Origin of the sequence: Lysinibacillus agricola (genome assembly GCF_016638705.1) — a bacterium.
GTDB lineage: Bacteria > Bacillota > Bacilli > Bacillales_A > Planococcaceae > Lysinibacillus > Lysinibacillus agricola.
Map to the genome: position 1 here is coordinate 3,779,512 of NZ_CP067341.1, position 16,516 is coordinate 3,796,027.

Sequence of the window (16,516 nt, forward strand, 5' to 3'; positions counted from 1 at the left end):
CCTCCTTAGCCGAAACGACCTGAAATATAATCTTCAGTACGTTGATCTGCCGGTGTTTGGAAGATAACGTCTGTCTTATCGTATTCAATGACCTCGCCACTTAGGAAAAATGCTGTACGATCGGAAATTCGCGCTGCTTGTTGCATATTATGTGTCACGATAATAATGGAATAATCTTTTTTCAGCTCTTGTACAAGCTCCTCTACTTTTAATGTAGAAATAGGATCAAGTGCAGATGTTGGCTCATCCATTAAAATAACATCTGGTTCAATCGCTAAACAACGCGCAATACAGATTCGTTGTTGCTGACCACCTGATAAACCATATGCATTTTGGTTTAAGCGATCTTTTACCTCATCCCAAATTGCCGCACCACGTAAAGATTTTTCAACTATCTCATCAAGAATTTTCTTATTTTTTATGCCATGGATACGTGGACCATAAGCAATATTGTCATAGATAGACTTCGGGAATGGATTTGGCTTCTGGAATACCATCCCAACACGAGTGCGCAATTCCTCAACAGTATAGTTTTTATCTAAAATATTGCGCTCACGATATACTATTTCCCCTGATGTTCGAACACTTGGTACAAGTTCTACCATTCGATTTAAAGTTTTTAAATAGGTAGATTTCCCACATCCTGAAGGGCCAATTATAGCTGTTACTTCATTTTCATAGATGCTTAAATTGATATCTTTTAAACCATGATGATCGCCGTACCATAAATTTAAATTACGTGTATCATATACTACTTTTTTGGCAACATCAGCAGAAGGCTTTGTAGCCGTATGAATTGGTTTGACAACAGATTTTTCCTCTTTAACACCTAGTACCATAAGGTCACCTCATTAATAACGTTTTTGGAATTTATTTCGAATAAAGATGGCAATAGAGTTCATCAGTAAAAGCACTATCATAAGTACTAAAATACCGGCTGCCGCTACATATTGAAATGCCTCTTGCGGACGTTTTGCCCAATCGTAAATTTGCATCGGTAAAGCTGTGAATTGACTTAATAAACCATTAGGTAAAAATTGTAAAATAACAGGGATTCCAATAACAACAAGTGGTGCTGTTTCACCAATCGCACGAGACATCGCTAATATACTTCCTGTTAAAATTCCCGGAATGGCTGCTGGTAGCACAACATGCAATATCGTTTGCCATTTTGTCGCACCCATACCATAAGAAGCTTCCCGTTGTTCATTCGGTACTGCACGAATAGCCTCCTGCGCCGCAACAATGATCACTGGTAAAATTAATAAACTCATTGTTAAACCGGCTGCTAAAACACTCTTCCCTAGTCCCAACATTCGAACAAAAATGGTTAACCCAAGTAAACCAAATACAATGGAAGGTACACCTGCTAAGTTAGAGATATTCATACGAATAAAGTCGTTTAGTCTATTTTTCTTTGCATATTCCTCTAAATAAATCGCAGTCCCAACACCTAAAATAATCGACACGGGAGCAACAACTACCATCAGCCAAAGTGAACCTATTAAAGCTGCTTTAATGCCCGCTTTATCTGCAAAACGTGAAGCAAAATTTGTTAAAAAATCGATTGTTAAATAGTCGGCACCTTGTGTCACAATACGGTAAAGCAAAATAGCTAGTGTTACTAATGCAAAGGTCGTTGCTAAGAAGAATAATGACTTCCAAACTTTATTGAATATAATACGCTTTGTCATTCGTTTCATAACGACCGTGTCATCAATATAGCGCATGCTAGTAAACCTCCCTGAAGCGTTTCGAAATATAGTGAGCGAGTAAATTCATCACTAAAGTAAAGATAAATAATGTGAATCCGACTGAATAAATAGAATAATAAATTGTCGTCCCATAACCAGCATCACCTGTTGCAACTTGTACAATATACGCAGTCATCGTTTGAATCGAGTCTGTCACATCTAAATCAAATTTAGGTGTAGATCCGCCTGCAAGTGATACGATCATCGTTTCACCAATTGCCCGGGAAATGGCAAGAACAATTGAAGCAATAATGCCTGATAATCCGGCTGGTAGTACTACTTTGATAGCTACTTCAAACTTTGTTGCTCCAAGAGCTAAAGCTCCTTCACGCATACTATTTGGAACAGATGACATCGCATCCTCAGAAAGTGACGTAATCATCGGTAAAATCATAATCCCGACAACAATCCCTGGACTAAGTGCATTAAAAAGTTTAAGTCCTGGAATAATTTGCTGTAACATTGGCGTTACAAATGTTAATGCAAAGAAGCCATAAACGATTGTTGGTACACCTGCTAGCACTTCTAAAATAGGCTTAACAATACGTCTTGTTTTTTCACTTGCATATTCACTTAAATATATTGCTGAAGCAATCCCGAATGGTACTGCTACAACAACAGCAATAAGTGTAACTTTCAATGTTCCAGCGATTAAAGGTAATATCCCAAATAACGGTTCCTTTCCCGAAAACGGTAGCCACTGTGTACCAAATAGGAAATCCGTGATTGAAACTCGTTTAAAGAATTCAAACGTTTCAAAAATAAGGGTGAAAACAATGCCAAATGTCGTCAATATAGAGATAAGTGCTGCAGAAAATAATAGAGCTGGCATTGCTTTTTCCACTATTTTCTTCATTTTATGATTGCGCGAATTTGCAATTAATTGTTGCACAGATGATGTCTTGTTTTCTTTTTGAGAAACCATTGGGTGCTCCTTTCAAATAAGAGAGGGAAAGAGCATACATCTCTTTCCCTCTATGCATGTCTACTTATTTTAAGCCTTCTAAAGTTTTTAAAGCTTTACTATATTCATCTTCAGGTAGACTGACATAACCAACTGCATCTGCCATGTCTCCCCCGTTTTCAAGTGTAAATTTGATGAAATCATATGCAGCTTCATTATCTTTCATAGCACTATTTTTCACATATACAAATAGTGGTCGTGAAAGAGGTGCGTATTCACCAGATTCAATTGTTTTATTTGTTGGCTCAACGCCATCTACATTCACAATGCTTAATTTATCTTTATTTTCTAAGTAGTAAGCGTAGCCAAAGAATCCGATTGCGTTTTTATCACCTGCAACGCCTTGAACTAGCATGTTATCATCCTCTGATAATGTTGCTGAGCTTGCTAGATCAGCACCGTCTAAAATAACTTCATCAAAGTAATCGTACGTACCTGAGTCAGTACCTGGTGAGTAATACACGATTTTTTCATCTGGCCAAGATGGATCGATATCAGACCATTTTTTAGCTTTACCATCTTCAACCCAAATTTTCTTTAATTGCTCAACTGTTAAATCCTTCGCCCAATCATTTTCAGGATTCACGACAACTGATATGCCATCATATGCTAAAGGAAGCTCTGTAAAAGCAATTCCTGCCTGCTCTAGTTTTGCTTTCTCTTCATCTTTTATATGACGAGATGCATTAGAAAAGTCTGTCTCACCTGCGATGAATTTTTCAAAGCCACCGCCAGTACCAGAAACACCTACCGATACTTTTACATCCGGTTGAGTCCCTGCATACTCTTCAACAACTGCTTCAATAATTGGTGCAACAGTTGATGAACCATCTCCAGCTACAGCTCCTTGCAGTTTTTCGTCAGCAGCGTCTTGTCCTGAGCTCGATGGTGCGTTTGTTTCTGTATTGTTACCATTTTGCGCAGAGTCGCTACCACATGCACCTAGCATTAAAGCTGAACCCATTACCGCTGTCATCGTTAAGTACTTCCACTTTTTCATTTCATTTGCCTCCGTCATTAACATTTTTATAGTTATTTGTCTTACAATCTTTACTATAATGACTTATTGTTGAAGTCGTATAAACGGTTCGTAAAAGAGTTGTAAATGTATGTAATGCTTTGTAAACGATTGTAAAGAGGCATTTACAATTGCAAGAATTTGCTTCCTATTGGAAAGATGCTATAATAAGCAATTGTGTCAGGAAATATTCTACGAGGAGTTTGACTTTGTGATTAAGCATGCAAAAGTACAAAATGCCGATTACTTTAAAACGTATTTAGCACTTGTTATGGAACATCGAGAATTTACTCTACAGGAAGCCATCGATTTTATGGTAGAGTCTTATTTCTGTAATAATATAGAGCTTTATGGAAAAAAACCGAAGCAACAATTTGAATTAGCTATTCAACAACTATCTGTATAATAGAAATAAAACACGGTATGAAATTGATTTTTCATACCGTGTTTTTTGTTTCGCGGGTAAAGGTGGCTGAATCGCGGGTATTTGTCTTTTTCGCGCGAGTATTCTATCTCGAATCGCGGGTATCTGAAGACTTTCCACGAGTAATACTCTGAAACTATAAAAAAACCGCTAGGCATCAAAATGCACTAGCGGTTTCTCTTATTCTTGTTCATCTTCACCAATTTTGTCTTTAGTAATAGCCGGTAAAATTGGTTGCTTCACATCACTATCAGTCACTTTTTCATCTTCATATTTTGCTTTTAATTCATAATATTTATCTACAGCACGTCGAGCAATAACGTTATTATTTGTCAAATGCGCACGCGTGGTTGTTGCCCACGGAATGACAACAGCATAGGCAATTTCAGGATTTTCATAAGGAGCAAAACCAACATGTGTAAAAGTAAGTGTTTCCGTACCATAATGCTCTTTTAAAGGTCCGAAATACACTACCTCAGCTGTTCCTGTTTTCCCTGCCGCTGTATATGGAGCATTTGCAAATTCTTGTTGAGCAGTACCTTTTGAACCTGTATAAACACGGCGTAATCCTTTTTTTACATAATCGATTTCATCTGCAGAATTATCAATCCGATTTAAAATCGTCGGTCCCATTTCTGTGACTAGTTGACCAAGCTGTTGTCCATCTTCTGTTGGTTCACGTACTTCCTTTACAACATGTGGCTGAATACGATAACCACCATTTGCTACAGTCGAAATATATTGTGCCAATTGTAATGGTGTATACGTATCATATTGTCCAATCGCTAAGTCGAGTACTTTACCACCCATCGTTGGACCAGAAGGACCTTCCACACCGCTAAATTCATTTGGTAAATCGATCCCTGTATTTACACCTAGCCCGAATTGCGCATAAGAATTTCGCATTTTCGGGAATGTTTGGTCATTTAAACGCAATGGCATCATGTAGCTATATGGTGTTTCATTAATAAGCAAAGCTGTTTTAAACATATAAACGTTTGAAGAACGTTCAAGTGCACTTAAACCATCCATTGACATATAGCCACCACTATTGAAAATTGATCTTTTTACTGGTGTTTGCAGTAAATGGATTGGTTCATCTCCTAATACAGTTTTCGGTGTAATGGCTCCTAGATTGTAACCAGTTAGTAACGTTGCTGCCTTAATTGCAGAACCAGCCTCATAAGCTGTTGTAAAGTTCCCATACGAATAATCGACAACTTCAGTTTTCCCTGTTTCAGGATCTTTTTCAATCTTCTTACCAACCATTGATAAAATATCACCTGTATTTGGGTCCATCATTACTAAAAAGGCACGATCTAATAAGTACGAGCCAGGAAGTGCTTTTAATTTAAGCAATTCTTCCTCGACAATTTTTTCTGTTTCGGCCGTTAACTCACTATCTAGTGTTAAGACTAAATCTTTACCAGGCTCACCTTCATAGGTCGTAACGGTATCAACTACCTGCCCTTTTTTATTGGTAATATTTTTAACAACTGTTTTTTGCCCTTGCAGTAATTCTTCATATTGAGCTTCAATATAACTTTCACCTACACGGTCATTTCGTGAATAATCACGAGCTAAATAATAATTCAGCTTTTCTTTTGGAATCCCTTTTGTTGGTACGGTTGTACGTCCTAAAATAGAGAGTGATGATAATTTCACACGCTTCCAGTCAGTTGTTGTGTTGACGCCAGTTAATTCAGTTAAACGCTCAGAGACACGTGCAAATTCGTCGGCTGACACATTTTCACTCTTAATAATTTGCGGTGATAAATTGTAGCCTGATGCCATCTCTCGATAGATTGCTAATACTTCTAAATCAGCATCTGTCAATTGCATTATTTCTTCGTGTGTAATGCGTTCACGTACAAGCTTATCAATCTGGGAATTGATTTGACTTGTCGTAATATTTTCTTGTGCTCTAATTTTCTTTTCCTCTGCATTTGTTACCTTTGCATAGGCAGCGTCATGATTTTTTAATATCCAAAAATCCTGTTTATCACGTAAAGTGACACGATTTGTTGGCTGCTCAATCAATTGTGCCAGCTTTTCAGCTATTTCCAGCATTTCCTCCGTTGATGTCGTCTGCATTTTCGTATACGTAATCGCATTTTCTGGTTGGTTATCCACTAGAATACGCCCGTATCGATCATACATTCGTCCTCTTGGCACACTTGTATTAACAGGTACTTCCTCTTTACGCTCTAAATCGCGTACATAATCTTCCCCTTTTACGATTTGCATATAGCCAAGCCTAAAAATTAACATCGAAAATACGATAAATATAGCAAAGAAAAGGACATTCATACGAAATGTTAAATTAGAGTGATGTTTTGCTTTAACACTCGCCGCGCGATTTTTTCCCGGTGCTTTGCGCATATGTATCCCCCTCCTCATCTAATTACAATTTAAATACACGATACTTAGTATACCATTCGAAGGTACGACAGGAAAGCATGCACTTGTGAATTTATGATTGAAAACATCATTTATTTGACGGCACTTTAAGGTGAAAAGTTTCTGTTTTTTATCGATAGTTCGAAAAAGAGTTTCTACAAATGTTGGATTGGTTGAGGCATCCTTCATCTTAAATAGTAGTATGGATACCCAATAGAACCTAAAAAGACAGCAAAAAAGGCTATGTCTCGGTGATTCATCACCTTTGACATAGCCTTTTATTAAACAATAATTATTTTGCAGCTTGGAATTTAGCTTCCACTACATCCCAGTTTACTACGTTCCAGAATGCACCGATGTAATCTGGACGACGGTTTTGGTAGTTTAAGTAGTAAGCATGCTCCCAAACGTCTAAACCTAGGATTGGAGTTTTACCTTCCATAACTGGTGAGTCTTGGTTTGGAGTAGATGTAACAGCAACTGAGTCACCATCAACGATTAACCAAGCCCAACCTGAACCGAAGCGAGTTGTAGCAGCTTTTGCAAATTCTTCTTTGAATGCATCGAAAGAACCGAATTTAGCATCGATTGCTTTTGCAACTTCGCCAACTGGAGTGTTTGAACCGCCTGGAGCGATTAGTTCCCAGAATAATGAATGGTTAGCATGTCCGCCACCGTTGTTACGTACAGCAGTTTGTTTGTCAGCTGGAAGAGCATCAATGTTTGCGATAAGATCGTTAATGTCTTTTTCAGCAAATTCAGTACCTTCTACTGCTGCGTTTAAATTTGTTACATAAGTATTGTGGTGTTTAGAATGGTGAATTTCCATTGTTTTTGCATCGATATGTGGTTCTAATGCGTCATAAGCGTAAGTTAATTGTGGTAATTCATAAGCCATTGTTAAGTTCCTCCCTAAAATAAAGAAATAATTAGTACATCCTTAGATTATCAAAATTGGTCAAACCATTCAACGAAAAATACTTCAAAATGAATATTTCAGCCTTTTGACTGAAAAACCAATATGATTACTACCCTTCCTCTTTTATCAATTATGCCTCGGCATAATTGCGTCCGGATTCGGCTTTGTGCTTGCATAAAGAACTGCTGAAAATCAAATTGCTATAAAGAACACAACAATCATGACGATTTGAATCACTGCTTTGGCAAATGTTGATGCTAAAAATCCAACGAGAGAGCCAACACCGCTTTTCACAGCTTCTCCAAATGTACGGCGCTCTACGATTAACTCTGCAATCACCGCTCCTAAAAATGGTCCAGCTAATATACCTGCAACTGGAATGACGAACGGGCCAATTAATAAACCAATGGTACTGCCCCACATCCCAGCATTTGAGCCACCGAATTTTTTAATACCAAAGGCGTTTGCTACAGTATCAGCACCAAATAAAATGACAACAAAGATAATCTCACTCGCCCAGAACCACCAGCTTAACTCTGTAAATGAGAAAAATAATCCATATACTAAAAAACCACCGAGTAAAAAAAGCACACCTGGAATGATTGGGTACACCAAGCCAATAAACGAAATGATAAAGCAGGCAATCACTAAGATCCAGCCAACAAATTCCATAAAATTCTCTCCTTTTGTCGTGCATCAGGTTAGTTAATTAGAAGACGCTGATTTCCGCTACGGGCTACTCGATTTCCTGTAGGCGAGCACCGAGCTGCTTCCTCAGCTTGGTTGTGGCTGTCGCTTCGCTTTCGCACAGATAAAACATGTTGTGGCTGTCGCTTCGCTTTCGCACAGAAAACATTCGCTCCGTGCCTTTTATCAGTCAATAATCCTAATCAACACGCCTGGTCGTGCATTGCCTTTCATACGGATTCACAAAGCTAAAAGTTTCGTTCTTTTAATGTCGAATTCCTAAAATAGAGTCAGCTATATTAACAGCATGATCTCCTATACGCTCTAAATTGCTAACGATATCTGTATAGACGATTCCTGCAGCTCCATTACATTCATTTTTATTTAAGCGTGCAATATGCTTTTGTCTTAGCTTATCTTCCATGTCATCTATCAAGCTTTCGAGCTCAGTTACTTCTTGTGCCAAGCTCAAACTTGCCGTATCCAGAGCCTCTATGCTCTTACGAACAGCTTCAATTGCTAAGCTAAACATGCCTATTAAATCTTGTCGTGCTGACTTACTTAAATTTACCTCATGATGATCTTTATATTGAAGAAGCTCTAAAATATTTTCAAAATGATCGCCTATACGTTCAATGTCTCGTACATTTGTTAAAAGTGTATGGTGTCTTACTGAGTCTGCACGAGAGAGTGGTTGCTTAGACACCATCACTAAATAATTCGTAATTTCCTTATCTAAATGATTGAGAGCCACTTCTAACTGTAAAACTGTAGGAATATGAGTAGCTTCACCTGTTTTCATATATAAAAATGTTTCTTCTAAACCATGGAGTGCATGCTCACCCATGCGTAACACTTCCTCCTTCGCTTGACCAAGTGCAATCGCCGGAGAGGAATCAATGAATGATGGATCTAAATGCTTCGTTGTCACATCAATATTTCCATCATGTCCAGGAACTAACTTCGTGACGAGTGTAGCCAATCCTGCGATAAATGGTAGCTGAATCATCATGTTAATAACATTAAATGAGCCATGCGCTATCGCTATTTGCATTTTCGCTTCTAAATGGAGTAACCCACTAATCCACTGAACATACTGCATAAATGGTGTGAAAAACACCATGAAAATGATAGTACCTATAACATTGAATAGCACATGGGCCGCCGCTGCACGTTTAGCATATATAGAAGCACCGAGTGAAGCTAAAACTGCTGTAATAGTCGTGCCTATATTTTCGCCAAATAAAATAGGTAATGCACTATCTAAACCAATTAAATGCTCAGCATACAAGCCCTGTAGCACGCCAACAGTTGCTGTTGAGCTTTGAACAAGCAATGTAAAAACGGTTCCTAGAAAAATCCCTACAATGGGCTGACTACTTAGATGAAGCGTTAATGATGTTAAATCTGCTAATTGATGAAGTGACTGCATGCTTGCACTCATTAGCTCTAATCCTAAAAATAATCCCCCAAAGCCAAATACTATTTGCCCAATATGCTGGTACGTCGCTTTCTTAAAGAAAAATAACAATCCAGCTCCAATCGCCAATAATGGATAAAAATAAATGCCGATATTAATACCAATAATAAATGCGGTTATTGTCGTGCCAATATTTGCTCCCATGATGACGCCAATTGCTTGACGCAATGTTAAAAAGCCTGCACTCACTAGCCCAACCGTAATCACTGTCGTGGCAGAGCTCGACTGGATACAAATCGTCACAATTATGCCCACTAACACACCCATTAAAGGATTTGTTGTAAAACGATTCAACCATTCACGCAGTCGATCATCTGCTGATTTTTGGAGCCCATCCCCCATAAATTTAATGGAAAATAAAAAGACTCCTAAACCACCTAAAAATTGAAACAGTATGCTTTGCCAATCTATTGTCAATTGTATTCGCTCCAATTCTTACGTCTCTACTACTCTATTCCTAATCTTTAAATGATAGTGTACAAAAAGTAAAGAAAACCTTTAACTTCTTTACATAATGTTAACATTTCATTATCGTATCCTCCGTTATTATTACTTATTTCATATCTTGTGAAAGTTGAACATGGTAAAATAGCGATTGGAGGAGATATGTTATGAAACACTCACAACTATTTATCGATAGCTTAATTCATCCCAAAAAACTAGCTGCCTATCGTTTATTACCTATCGGAAAAGTCATCCAATATACCTTTCTTCTAATTACTGTTGTTACAGTTTTCTCTTTTGGTCGTTTTACGGCTGGTATGTCTGTCGATACATTTGATATGGATAGTTTAAATGGCATAACAGAATACATAGAAGGCATTAAATGGTTATTGTATCCCGTGACATTCATCATGCTTTTTGTTTTTACAACGATGCTTATTTTTGCACAAATTGCTCTCTATGCATTGGCAGGTCTATTTATCTTAAAAATCATGAAGCGTCGCGGTGAATATCGTCATATTTGGCGTACTACAACATTTGCTATGACTTGGGCAATTCTTATAAGTATGCTTTCAGATTATCTACCGATTAACAGTACAATTATCTCTGTTTTTTCATTACTGTTAACGATGACTCTATTAATCGTAGCCTTGACAAAATATCCAAAACAACCAATCTCAAAATAATGTGCATGAATCCCCTCTCTTCTAAATATAGTGTAGAAAAAGGAGGGATTTTTATGTGCATTAGTGTTAACAGCTATCATCATTATTTTTGCCTTTGTCATAAAAGTAGATTTAACAGAAGGGTCATTACATCTCGCAGCCTTTTATCCGAAAAATACAGAAAACGCCCTTTGTGAAAAACAGCGAGAGCCCAATTATATCACTGTACAGACTATTCAAGGCGATACCCTTCACAGCTTATTCGCACTACATCCTGCAAAAGTACCCATGACCTTTCCTGAACGATTACAGCTATTTTATGAATTAAACCCACACTTACAATTACAGGCACTTATTCCTGGTGAAAATATTAAGCTTCCTCTGTCATTTGAATTTGAAAACAAATGTGGAAAATGAAAAGTTAGCGTTTCTTCCTTGTCCTTATTTTCTTACACTGCTAAAATAAATGTCAGTGACGGTCGAAAGTATGGCCCGAAAAGGAGAGAAAGTTAATGAGTGAAATTTGTCACCGTTCAAATACACGTCCCGTGCGTGTCGGTAACTTAACAATTGGTGGTAGTAATGAATTATTCATTCAAAGTATGTGTACAACAAAAACACATGATGTCGAAGCAACAGTAGCAGAAATTCTTCGTCTTGAGGAAGCGGGCTGTCAAATTGTTCGTGTCGCAGTACCAGATGAGCGTGCAGCGGATGCGATTGCAGAAATAAAAAAACGTATCCATATTCCATTAGTAGCTGATATTCACTTTGACTATAAATTAGCATTAAAAGCAATTGAAAATGGTATCGATAAAGTTCGTATTAACCCAGGTAATATTGGGCGTAAAGAAAAAGTAGAGGCTGTTGTTAATGCAGCTAAGGCTAAAGGTATTCCAATTCGTATCGGGGTAAACGCTGGTTCATTAGAGCGTCATATTTTAGAAAAATATGGTTACCCTACTGCAGACGGTATGGTAGAATCTGCCCTTCACCACATTAAAATTTTAGAAGACTTGGACTTCCACGATATTATCGTATCCATGAAGGCATCAGACGTAAATCTAGCGATTGAAGCCTATGAGAAAGCGTCTAAAGCTTTTAATTACCCTCTACACTTAGGGATTACAGAATCAGGTACATTATTTGCTGGTACTGTAAAATCTGCGGCTGGCCTTGGTGCAATCCTATCAAAAGGAATTGGTAATACATTACGTATTTCTCTATCTGCTGATCCTGTTGAAGAGATAAAAGTAGCACGTGAGCTATTAAAATCATTCGGTCTTGCTTCTAATATGGCAACCCTGATTTCATGCCCAACATGTGGTCGCATCGAAATTGACTTAATTTCAATTGCCAATGAAGTAGAAGAATATATTTCTAAACTTAATGTACCGTTAAAAGTAGCTGTTCTTGGCTGTGCGGTAAACGGTCCTGGTGAAGCACGCGAAGCCGATATCGGTATTGCTGGTGCTCGTGGTGAAGGTTTACTATTTATGAAAGGCAAAACAGTTCGTAAAGTGCCTGAAGAAACAATGGTAGAAGAGTTGAAAAAGGAAATCGATAAATTAGCAGCTGAAATGGCAGAAAAACGTGCGGCAGAAGAAGCAGAAAAAGCGAACGCCTAGGAGGTGCTAGCATGAAAAAGCCCCGCTTTGGTATTGATATCGATGGAACGGTGACATGTCCTAGTACACTCATTCCACATATCAATAAACAATACAATGTAAATATTACACTGGACGATGTGTGCGAATATGATTTTTTATCAGCATTTCCCCACCCTGTTGATCGTGTAGCATTTAATACATGGTTTAAAGAAAATGAGCCATTTATGTACGAAGTATCTGAAGCAGCTAAAGATGTGAAAGATATTTTAAATACGTGGAAAGAAAACTACGAACTTTATTACATCTCTGCTCGTGGTGAGAACGTATCAGATGTTACGGTAAATTGGTTTAAATCACAATCTATTCCGTACGATCATATCGAGCTCATCGGTAGTCACGATAAGGTTTCCGTTGCAAAAAGACATGGTGTTGAGGCATTTTTTGAGGATAAGCATGATAATGCGGTCATGCTTGCGGAGGAATTAAAAATACCTGTCGTATTATTTGACACTCCGTATAATCGTCTTGCTGTTCCGGACAATGTCGTACGAGTTTATAATTGGCAAGAAGCCAACCAATTTATCACCAACTATTTTAAATAAACAAAAGAGTCGTGTTCATGTATTGAACACGACTCTACTTCTTTTATATCTCAAGTATCCCCCGCAACCAACGCTCAACAAAATTTTCAAAGGTAATACCATAGTTTTCGTAAACAGCATGATACACAAAATAAGTCCCTAATCGTTCAAGTAATTCATCATTAATCTTCATCACAAACCGCTCCTTTCTTTTTATGAATTTACTAAATTTTCAGACACTTAAACTTCCAATTTCTTGAACATTCAAGTGGAGGTCGCATCGTTGCAAAACCGTCACAATCTGCCGCCATCATGCCCTTTCTTCACATTTTTCTTTTCGTTAATATAGTAGTAACAACTTGCAATACTGGAGGGACTACTTGTGAAATGGATGACAAAGGTAGCTTGTATAACATGTTTTTGTGCCTTGCTAGCTGGCTGCGGGGATCGACTATCCGAAATTAAAGAAGCGGCTACAGGCATAAATTCAGCAGCAGACTCCGCAGCTAGTGCAGTTAGTCGTGATGTACATGCTATACGAGCAATTGCCATTAACTATAAAGACACATCTTTTACGGTTAATGACCTATTTAAAACTATTTTACGTGACACACGCATGGATTATGACGCTGAAAAAAGAGAGCTTCATGTGAGAGGCACATGGCAAGCACCACTATTTTATGAGCAGACGTGGGATGATACCATGAAAAAACAACTCGCTGAAACAGGTGTAGTAACTGTTACATGTACGATAATGAACAATAAAATTGATAGCTCTTCTACAAATGTAACACTTGTATTTAATGATGAAACAATTCTAGAAATGACTGGCGAAGATGCACTTCATCACCTATACAATACATATTTACAAAAATAAACTTCGTAGCTTTTCTAACATTTAGTCGTTAGAAAAGCTATATATTTTTGAAAAAAATTATAGTGTCATATTAATTAAAGTATGGTTCTTCGGCAAAACGAGGGGTTGATTTCCGTTCCAGGTACTCCCCAAAAGGGAATCTTACAATTTTGAAATATTGTACCCTATTATTTGAAAACTATTAAACCATCACGTTATAATCAAAGTATCACGTGATGGTTCGGAGGTGTTTGTATTGGGACAGAGAAATTAAAAATTGGTGAACTTGCAGAAATAACAGGCATTACAAAAAGAACAATCGATTATTATACAAACATTGGCCTGTTGGAAGCAGAACGTTCTACATCAAATTATCGCTACTATACCCCTGCAATGATTGAACGACTTCATTTTATTGAGCAACGCAAACAGGAGGGTCTTTCACTCATAGAAATACAACATGAACTAAACATCACTCCGTATGAAGAAATCGATGTACAAATGCTGCGTTTAAAAATGCAAGACTTAGAGCAGGATGTAACTTCTCTACTTGAACAAATGAACAAACAAGACAATAAAAATATTGAAAAGATTAAAAAAAATGTTTCACCCGAAAGTGTTGCACTCATGCAATCTTTGCTTTTACTTATTCATAATTAGGAGGTGACGTTCTGTTCATACAGAACGACTATTTGGAGACCATACTTAACTTATCGATTTTTACCATTTTATTAGCTTTTACTGGTTTTTTCGTGGCAACAGAATTTGCCATTGTCAAAGTACGTTCCTCAAGGCTTGACCAATTGATTGCGGAGGGCAATAAAAGAGCCATCTCTGCAAAGCATGTTGTCAGTCATTTAGACGAATACCTATCTGCCTGTCAGCTTGGAATCACTGTAACAGCACTTGGTATCGGGATGGTCGGTGAAAAAACCTTTGAATTTATGCTACACCCTCTTTTTGCAATGATCGGCATTTCAGATAAATATATGACGATTTTCACAATTGGTAGCGCTTTTGCCATTGCAACATTTTTACACGTTGTTATCGGCGAGTTAGCACCAAAAACTGCTGCGATTCAAAAGGCTGAAACGATTACACTTCGTTTTGCCAAACCTATTATGTTGTTCTATAAAGTGATGTATCCATTTATCTGGTTCTTGAACGGTTCAGCTCGAGTATTAGTTGGCCTATTTGGTATGAAGCCTGCTTCTGAGCATGAATTATCACATACAGAGGAAGAATTACGATTACTGCTATCTGAAAGCTTTAAAAGTGGTGAAATCAATAAGACAGAGCTGAAGTTTGTGAATAATGTCTTTGAATTTGATGAACGTATCGCTCGTGAAATAATGGTTCCTCGAACAGAAATTGCTGGCATCGAAAAAAATGAATCTTTTACAAATATCATTCATTTTATAGACGCTGAAAAATATACTCGTTATCCTGTTTATGATGGTGATCGTGATAATATTTTAGGCTTCATCAACGCGAAGGAATTGTTTACACACGGTTTGCTTGAGCAGCTAACAGACGATTCTTTAGTCCTTGAAGATTTCATTAATCCTGTAATTCGAGTAATTGAAACGATTCCAATTCAAAAATTACTTGTGCGTATGCAAAAAGAGCGAATTCATATGGCTATTTTAATGGATGAATACGGCGGGACATCCGGCCTTGTTACAGTCGAGGATATTTTAGAAGAAATTGTAGGTGAGATTCGCGATGAATTTGACGATGATGAAATTGCAGAAATCCGAAAAGTAAGTGATAATCACTATATTTTAAATGCAAAAATGCTTATTGAAGATGTTGAAAATCTATTAAATGTAACACTTGATGCAGAGGAAGTTGAAACATTGGGCGGTTGGTTTTTAACAGTGAATAATGGCATTAAAGCAACTAAAAATATCGAGTTAGCCTCATATGTTTTTAGCATATATGAGCAGCAAGGCCATCAAATTCATTACATCGAGGTTCGTCCCCTTCGCAAAACTGTACCCACTGTAATAGAAGCATAATACGATTTTCTTGATAGTTTATAACAACTTTAGCTTTACAATTATCATTCAAATAGGGCTATTTTAGTTTTTCCAAATACTTTTGCCTTATTCCATTAATAGGCATATCCATATATAATGAATATATGGATATGATTCTATTTTCAGGGGGCATCACAAATGAAATTGTTTAAACTTTATCATTCGGACGGTATTCACATCATTACCGACGTCAAAAAACACAAAACTAACATTGAATTAAAAACGATTACAGGTGAAGTATTATATATTATCGTTGTAACTGATGAAAACTATACAGTGTACGATGATCGCTTTGCTGGAGCTTCAAAGCAATTAAATTCTGTAGAGGCATTTGATATTGACGGAAATTTCCGTAGTCTAGATTTTGATAATATGCGTTCACTCTTCAAAGAGGCATTTACGAAGCTACTACAAGAGATCGCAGAATGTGTCAATGATAAAGATGAGCTAGTAGATATTGATACACTACGTCATAAAGTAAGCGCTCAAATTAAAGGAATCCATTTCCGCGTTATTTCTGATACGAAAAAATACGAACTTTAAATATCTAACAGACTGTCCAATGAATAGATTTCTGGGCAGTCTGTTTTTTTTCGTTGCAATTATTAATTGCATACCTACGTTTTAACGACAAATACTTGTGAAACAGAAACGCCACTTACTACTTTCATG

The 16,516-nt window shown here is 37.3% G+C and carries 18 protein-coding genes; 9 read left to right on the forward strand and 9 right to left on the reverse strand.

Annotated features, from left to right (window positions below; translation table 11 throughout):
- Window positions 1–5: 5 nt before the first annotated feature.
- From pstB to FJQ98_RS18845, 4 genes are all read right to left on the reverse strand, one after another.
- A complete protein-coding gene (pstB, locus tag FJQ98_RS18830; RefSeq protein WP_053595157.1) occupies window positions 6–839 on the reverse strand; it encodes a phosphate ABC transporter ATP-binding protein PstB in 834 nt (277 codons plus the stop codon).
- A 12-nt stretch (window positions 840–851) separates the two neighbouring features.
- Window positions 852–1,730 (reverse strand): phosphate ABC transporter permease PstA, encoded by an 879-nt coding sequence (gene pstA / locus FJQ98_RS18835; RefSeq protein WP_053595158.1) that lies wholly within the window; start codon window positions 1,728–1,730, stop codon window positions 852–854.
- A gap of 1 nt (window position 1,731) precedes the next feature.
- Window positions 1,732–2,679, reverse strand: coding sequence for a phosphate ABC transporter permease subunit PstC (gene pstC / locus FJQ98_RS18840; RefSeq protein WP_053595159.1), 948 nt, complete (start codon window positions 2,677–2,679; stop codon window positions 1,732–1,734).
- Between the two features lie 64 nt (window positions 2,680–2,743).
- On the reverse strand, window positions 2,744–3,718 hold the full coding sequence (locus FJQ98_RS18845) for a PstS family phosphate ABC transporter substrate-binding protein (RefSeq protein WP_053595160.1): 975 nt from the start codon (window positions 3,716–3,718) through the stop codon (window positions 2,744–2,746).
- A gap of 229 nt (window positions 3,719–3,947) precedes the next feature.
- Between FJQ98_RS18845 and FJQ98_RS18850 the strand changes: the two genes are divergently transcribed.
- Complete coding sequence (locus tag FJQ98_RS18850) at window positions 3,948–4,142, forward strand: hypothetical protein (protein ID WP_241774574.1); 195 nt, start codon at window positions 3,948–3,950, stop codon at window positions 4,140–4,142.
- A 198-nt stretch (window positions 4,143–4,340) separates the two neighbouring features.
- Here the strand turns inward: FJQ98_RS18850 and FJQ98_RS18855 are convergent, their stop codons facing one another.
- From FJQ98_RS18855 to FJQ98_RS18870, 4 genes are all read right to left on the reverse strand, one after another.
- Complete coding sequence (locus FJQ98_RS18855) at window positions 4,341–6,542, reverse strand: peptidoglycan D,D-transpeptidase FtsI family protein (protein WP_053595161.1); 2,202 nt, start codon at window positions 6,540–6,542, stop codon at window positions 4,341–4,343.
- 310 nt (window positions 6,543–6,852) lie between these two features.
- On the reverse strand, window positions 6,853–7,458 hold the full coding sequence (locus FJQ98_RS18860; RefSeq protein WP_053595162.1) for a superoxide dismutase: 606 nt from the start codon (window positions 7,456–7,458) through the stop codon (window positions 6,853–6,855).
- Window positions 7,459–7,671: 213 nt separating this feature from the next.
- Window positions 7,672–8,151, reverse strand: a complete 480-nt coding sequence (locus FJQ98_RS18865; protein ID WP_053595163.1) for a DUF456 domain-containing protein — start codon at window positions 8,149–8,151, stop codon at window positions 7,672–7,674.
- 280 nt (window positions 8,152–8,431) lie between these two features.
- Window positions 8,432–10,063 (reverse strand): Na/Pi cotransporter family protein, encoded by a 1,632-nt coding sequence (locus tag FJQ98_RS18870; RefSeq protein WP_053595164.1) that lies wholly within the window; start codon window positions 10,061–10,063, stop codon window positions 8,432–8,434.
- Between the two features lie 194 nt (window positions 10,064–10,257).
- Here FJQ98_RS18870 and FJQ98_RS18875 point away from each other — a divergent pair, with 194 nt between their 5' ends.
- The 4 genes from FJQ98_RS18875 to FJQ98_RS18890 all read left to right on the forward strand — a co-directional run bounded on the left by FJQ98_RS18875 (window position 10,258) and on the right by FJQ98_RS18890 (window position 12,967).
- Window positions 10,258–10,776, forward strand: coding sequence for a DUF1189 family protein (locus tag FJQ98_RS18875; protein ID WP_053595165.1), 519 nt, complete (start codon window positions 10,258–10,260; stop codon window positions 10,774–10,776).
- 63 nt (window positions 10,777–10,839) lie between these two features.
- Window positions 10,840–11,172: a hypothetical protein gene (locus FJQ98_RS18880; RefSeq protein ID WP_201406503.1), complete on the forward strand. Its 333-nt coding sequence runs from the start codon at window positions 10,840–10,842 to the stop codon at window positions 11,170–11,172.
- A gap of 95 nt (window positions 11,173–11,267) precedes the next feature.
- On the forward strand, window positions 11,268–12,383 hold the full coding sequence (ispG, locus tag FJQ98_RS18885; protein ID WP_053595167.1) for a flavodoxin-dependent (E)-4-hydroxy-3-methylbut-2-enyl-diphosphate synthase: 1,116 nt from the start codon (window positions 11,268–11,270) through the stop codon (window positions 12,381–12,383).
- A gap of 11 nt (window positions 12,384–12,394) precedes the next feature.
- Complete coding sequence (locus FJQ98_RS18890) at window positions 12,395–12,967, forward strand: 5' nucleotidase, NT5C type (protein ID WP_053595168.1); 573 nt, start codon at window positions 12,395–12,397, stop codon at window positions 12,965–12,967.
- Window positions 12,968–13,010: 43 nt separating this feature from the next.
- Here FJQ98_RS18890 and FJQ98_RS27290 read toward each other — a convergent pair whose 3' ends face one another.
- Window positions 13,011–13,139, reverse strand: a complete 129-nt coding sequence (locus tag FJQ98_RS27290) for a hypothetical protein (RefSeq protein ID WP_277815951.1) — start codon at window positions 13,137–13,139, stop codon at window positions 13,011–13,013.
- 198 nt (window positions 13,140–13,337) lie between these two features.
- Here FJQ98_RS27290 and FJQ98_RS18895 point away from each other — a divergent pair, with 198 nt between their 5' ends.
- From FJQ98_RS18895 to FJQ98_RS18910, 4 genes are all read left to right on the forward strand, one after another.
- Window positions 13,338–13,823, forward strand: a complete 486-nt coding sequence (locus FJQ98_RS18895) for a hypothetical protein (RefSeq protein ID WP_241774579.1) — start codon at window positions 13,338–13,340, stop codon at window positions 13,821–13,823.
- A 297-nt stretch (window positions 13,824–14,120) separates the two neighbouring features.
- Window positions 14,121–14,462: a MerR family transcriptional regulator gene (locus FJQ98_RS18900; RefSeq protein ID WP_241774580.1), complete on the forward strand. Its 342-nt coding sequence runs from the start codon at window positions 14,121–14,123 to the stop codon at window positions 14,460–14,462.
- 32 nt (window positions 14,463–14,494) lie between these two features.
- Window positions 14,495–15,823, forward strand: a complete 1,329-nt coding sequence (locus FJQ98_RS18905; RefSeq protein WP_053595171.1) for a hemolysin family protein — start codon at window positions 14,495–14,497, stop codon at window positions 15,821–15,823.
- Window positions 15,824–15,982: 159 nt separating this feature from the next.
- Window positions 15,983–16,387, forward strand: coding sequence for a hypothetical protein (locus tag FJQ98_RS18910; protein ID WP_053595172.1), 405 nt, complete (start codon window positions 15,983–15,985; stop codon window positions 16,385–16,387).
- Window positions 16,388–16,516: the final 129 nt, after the last annotated feature.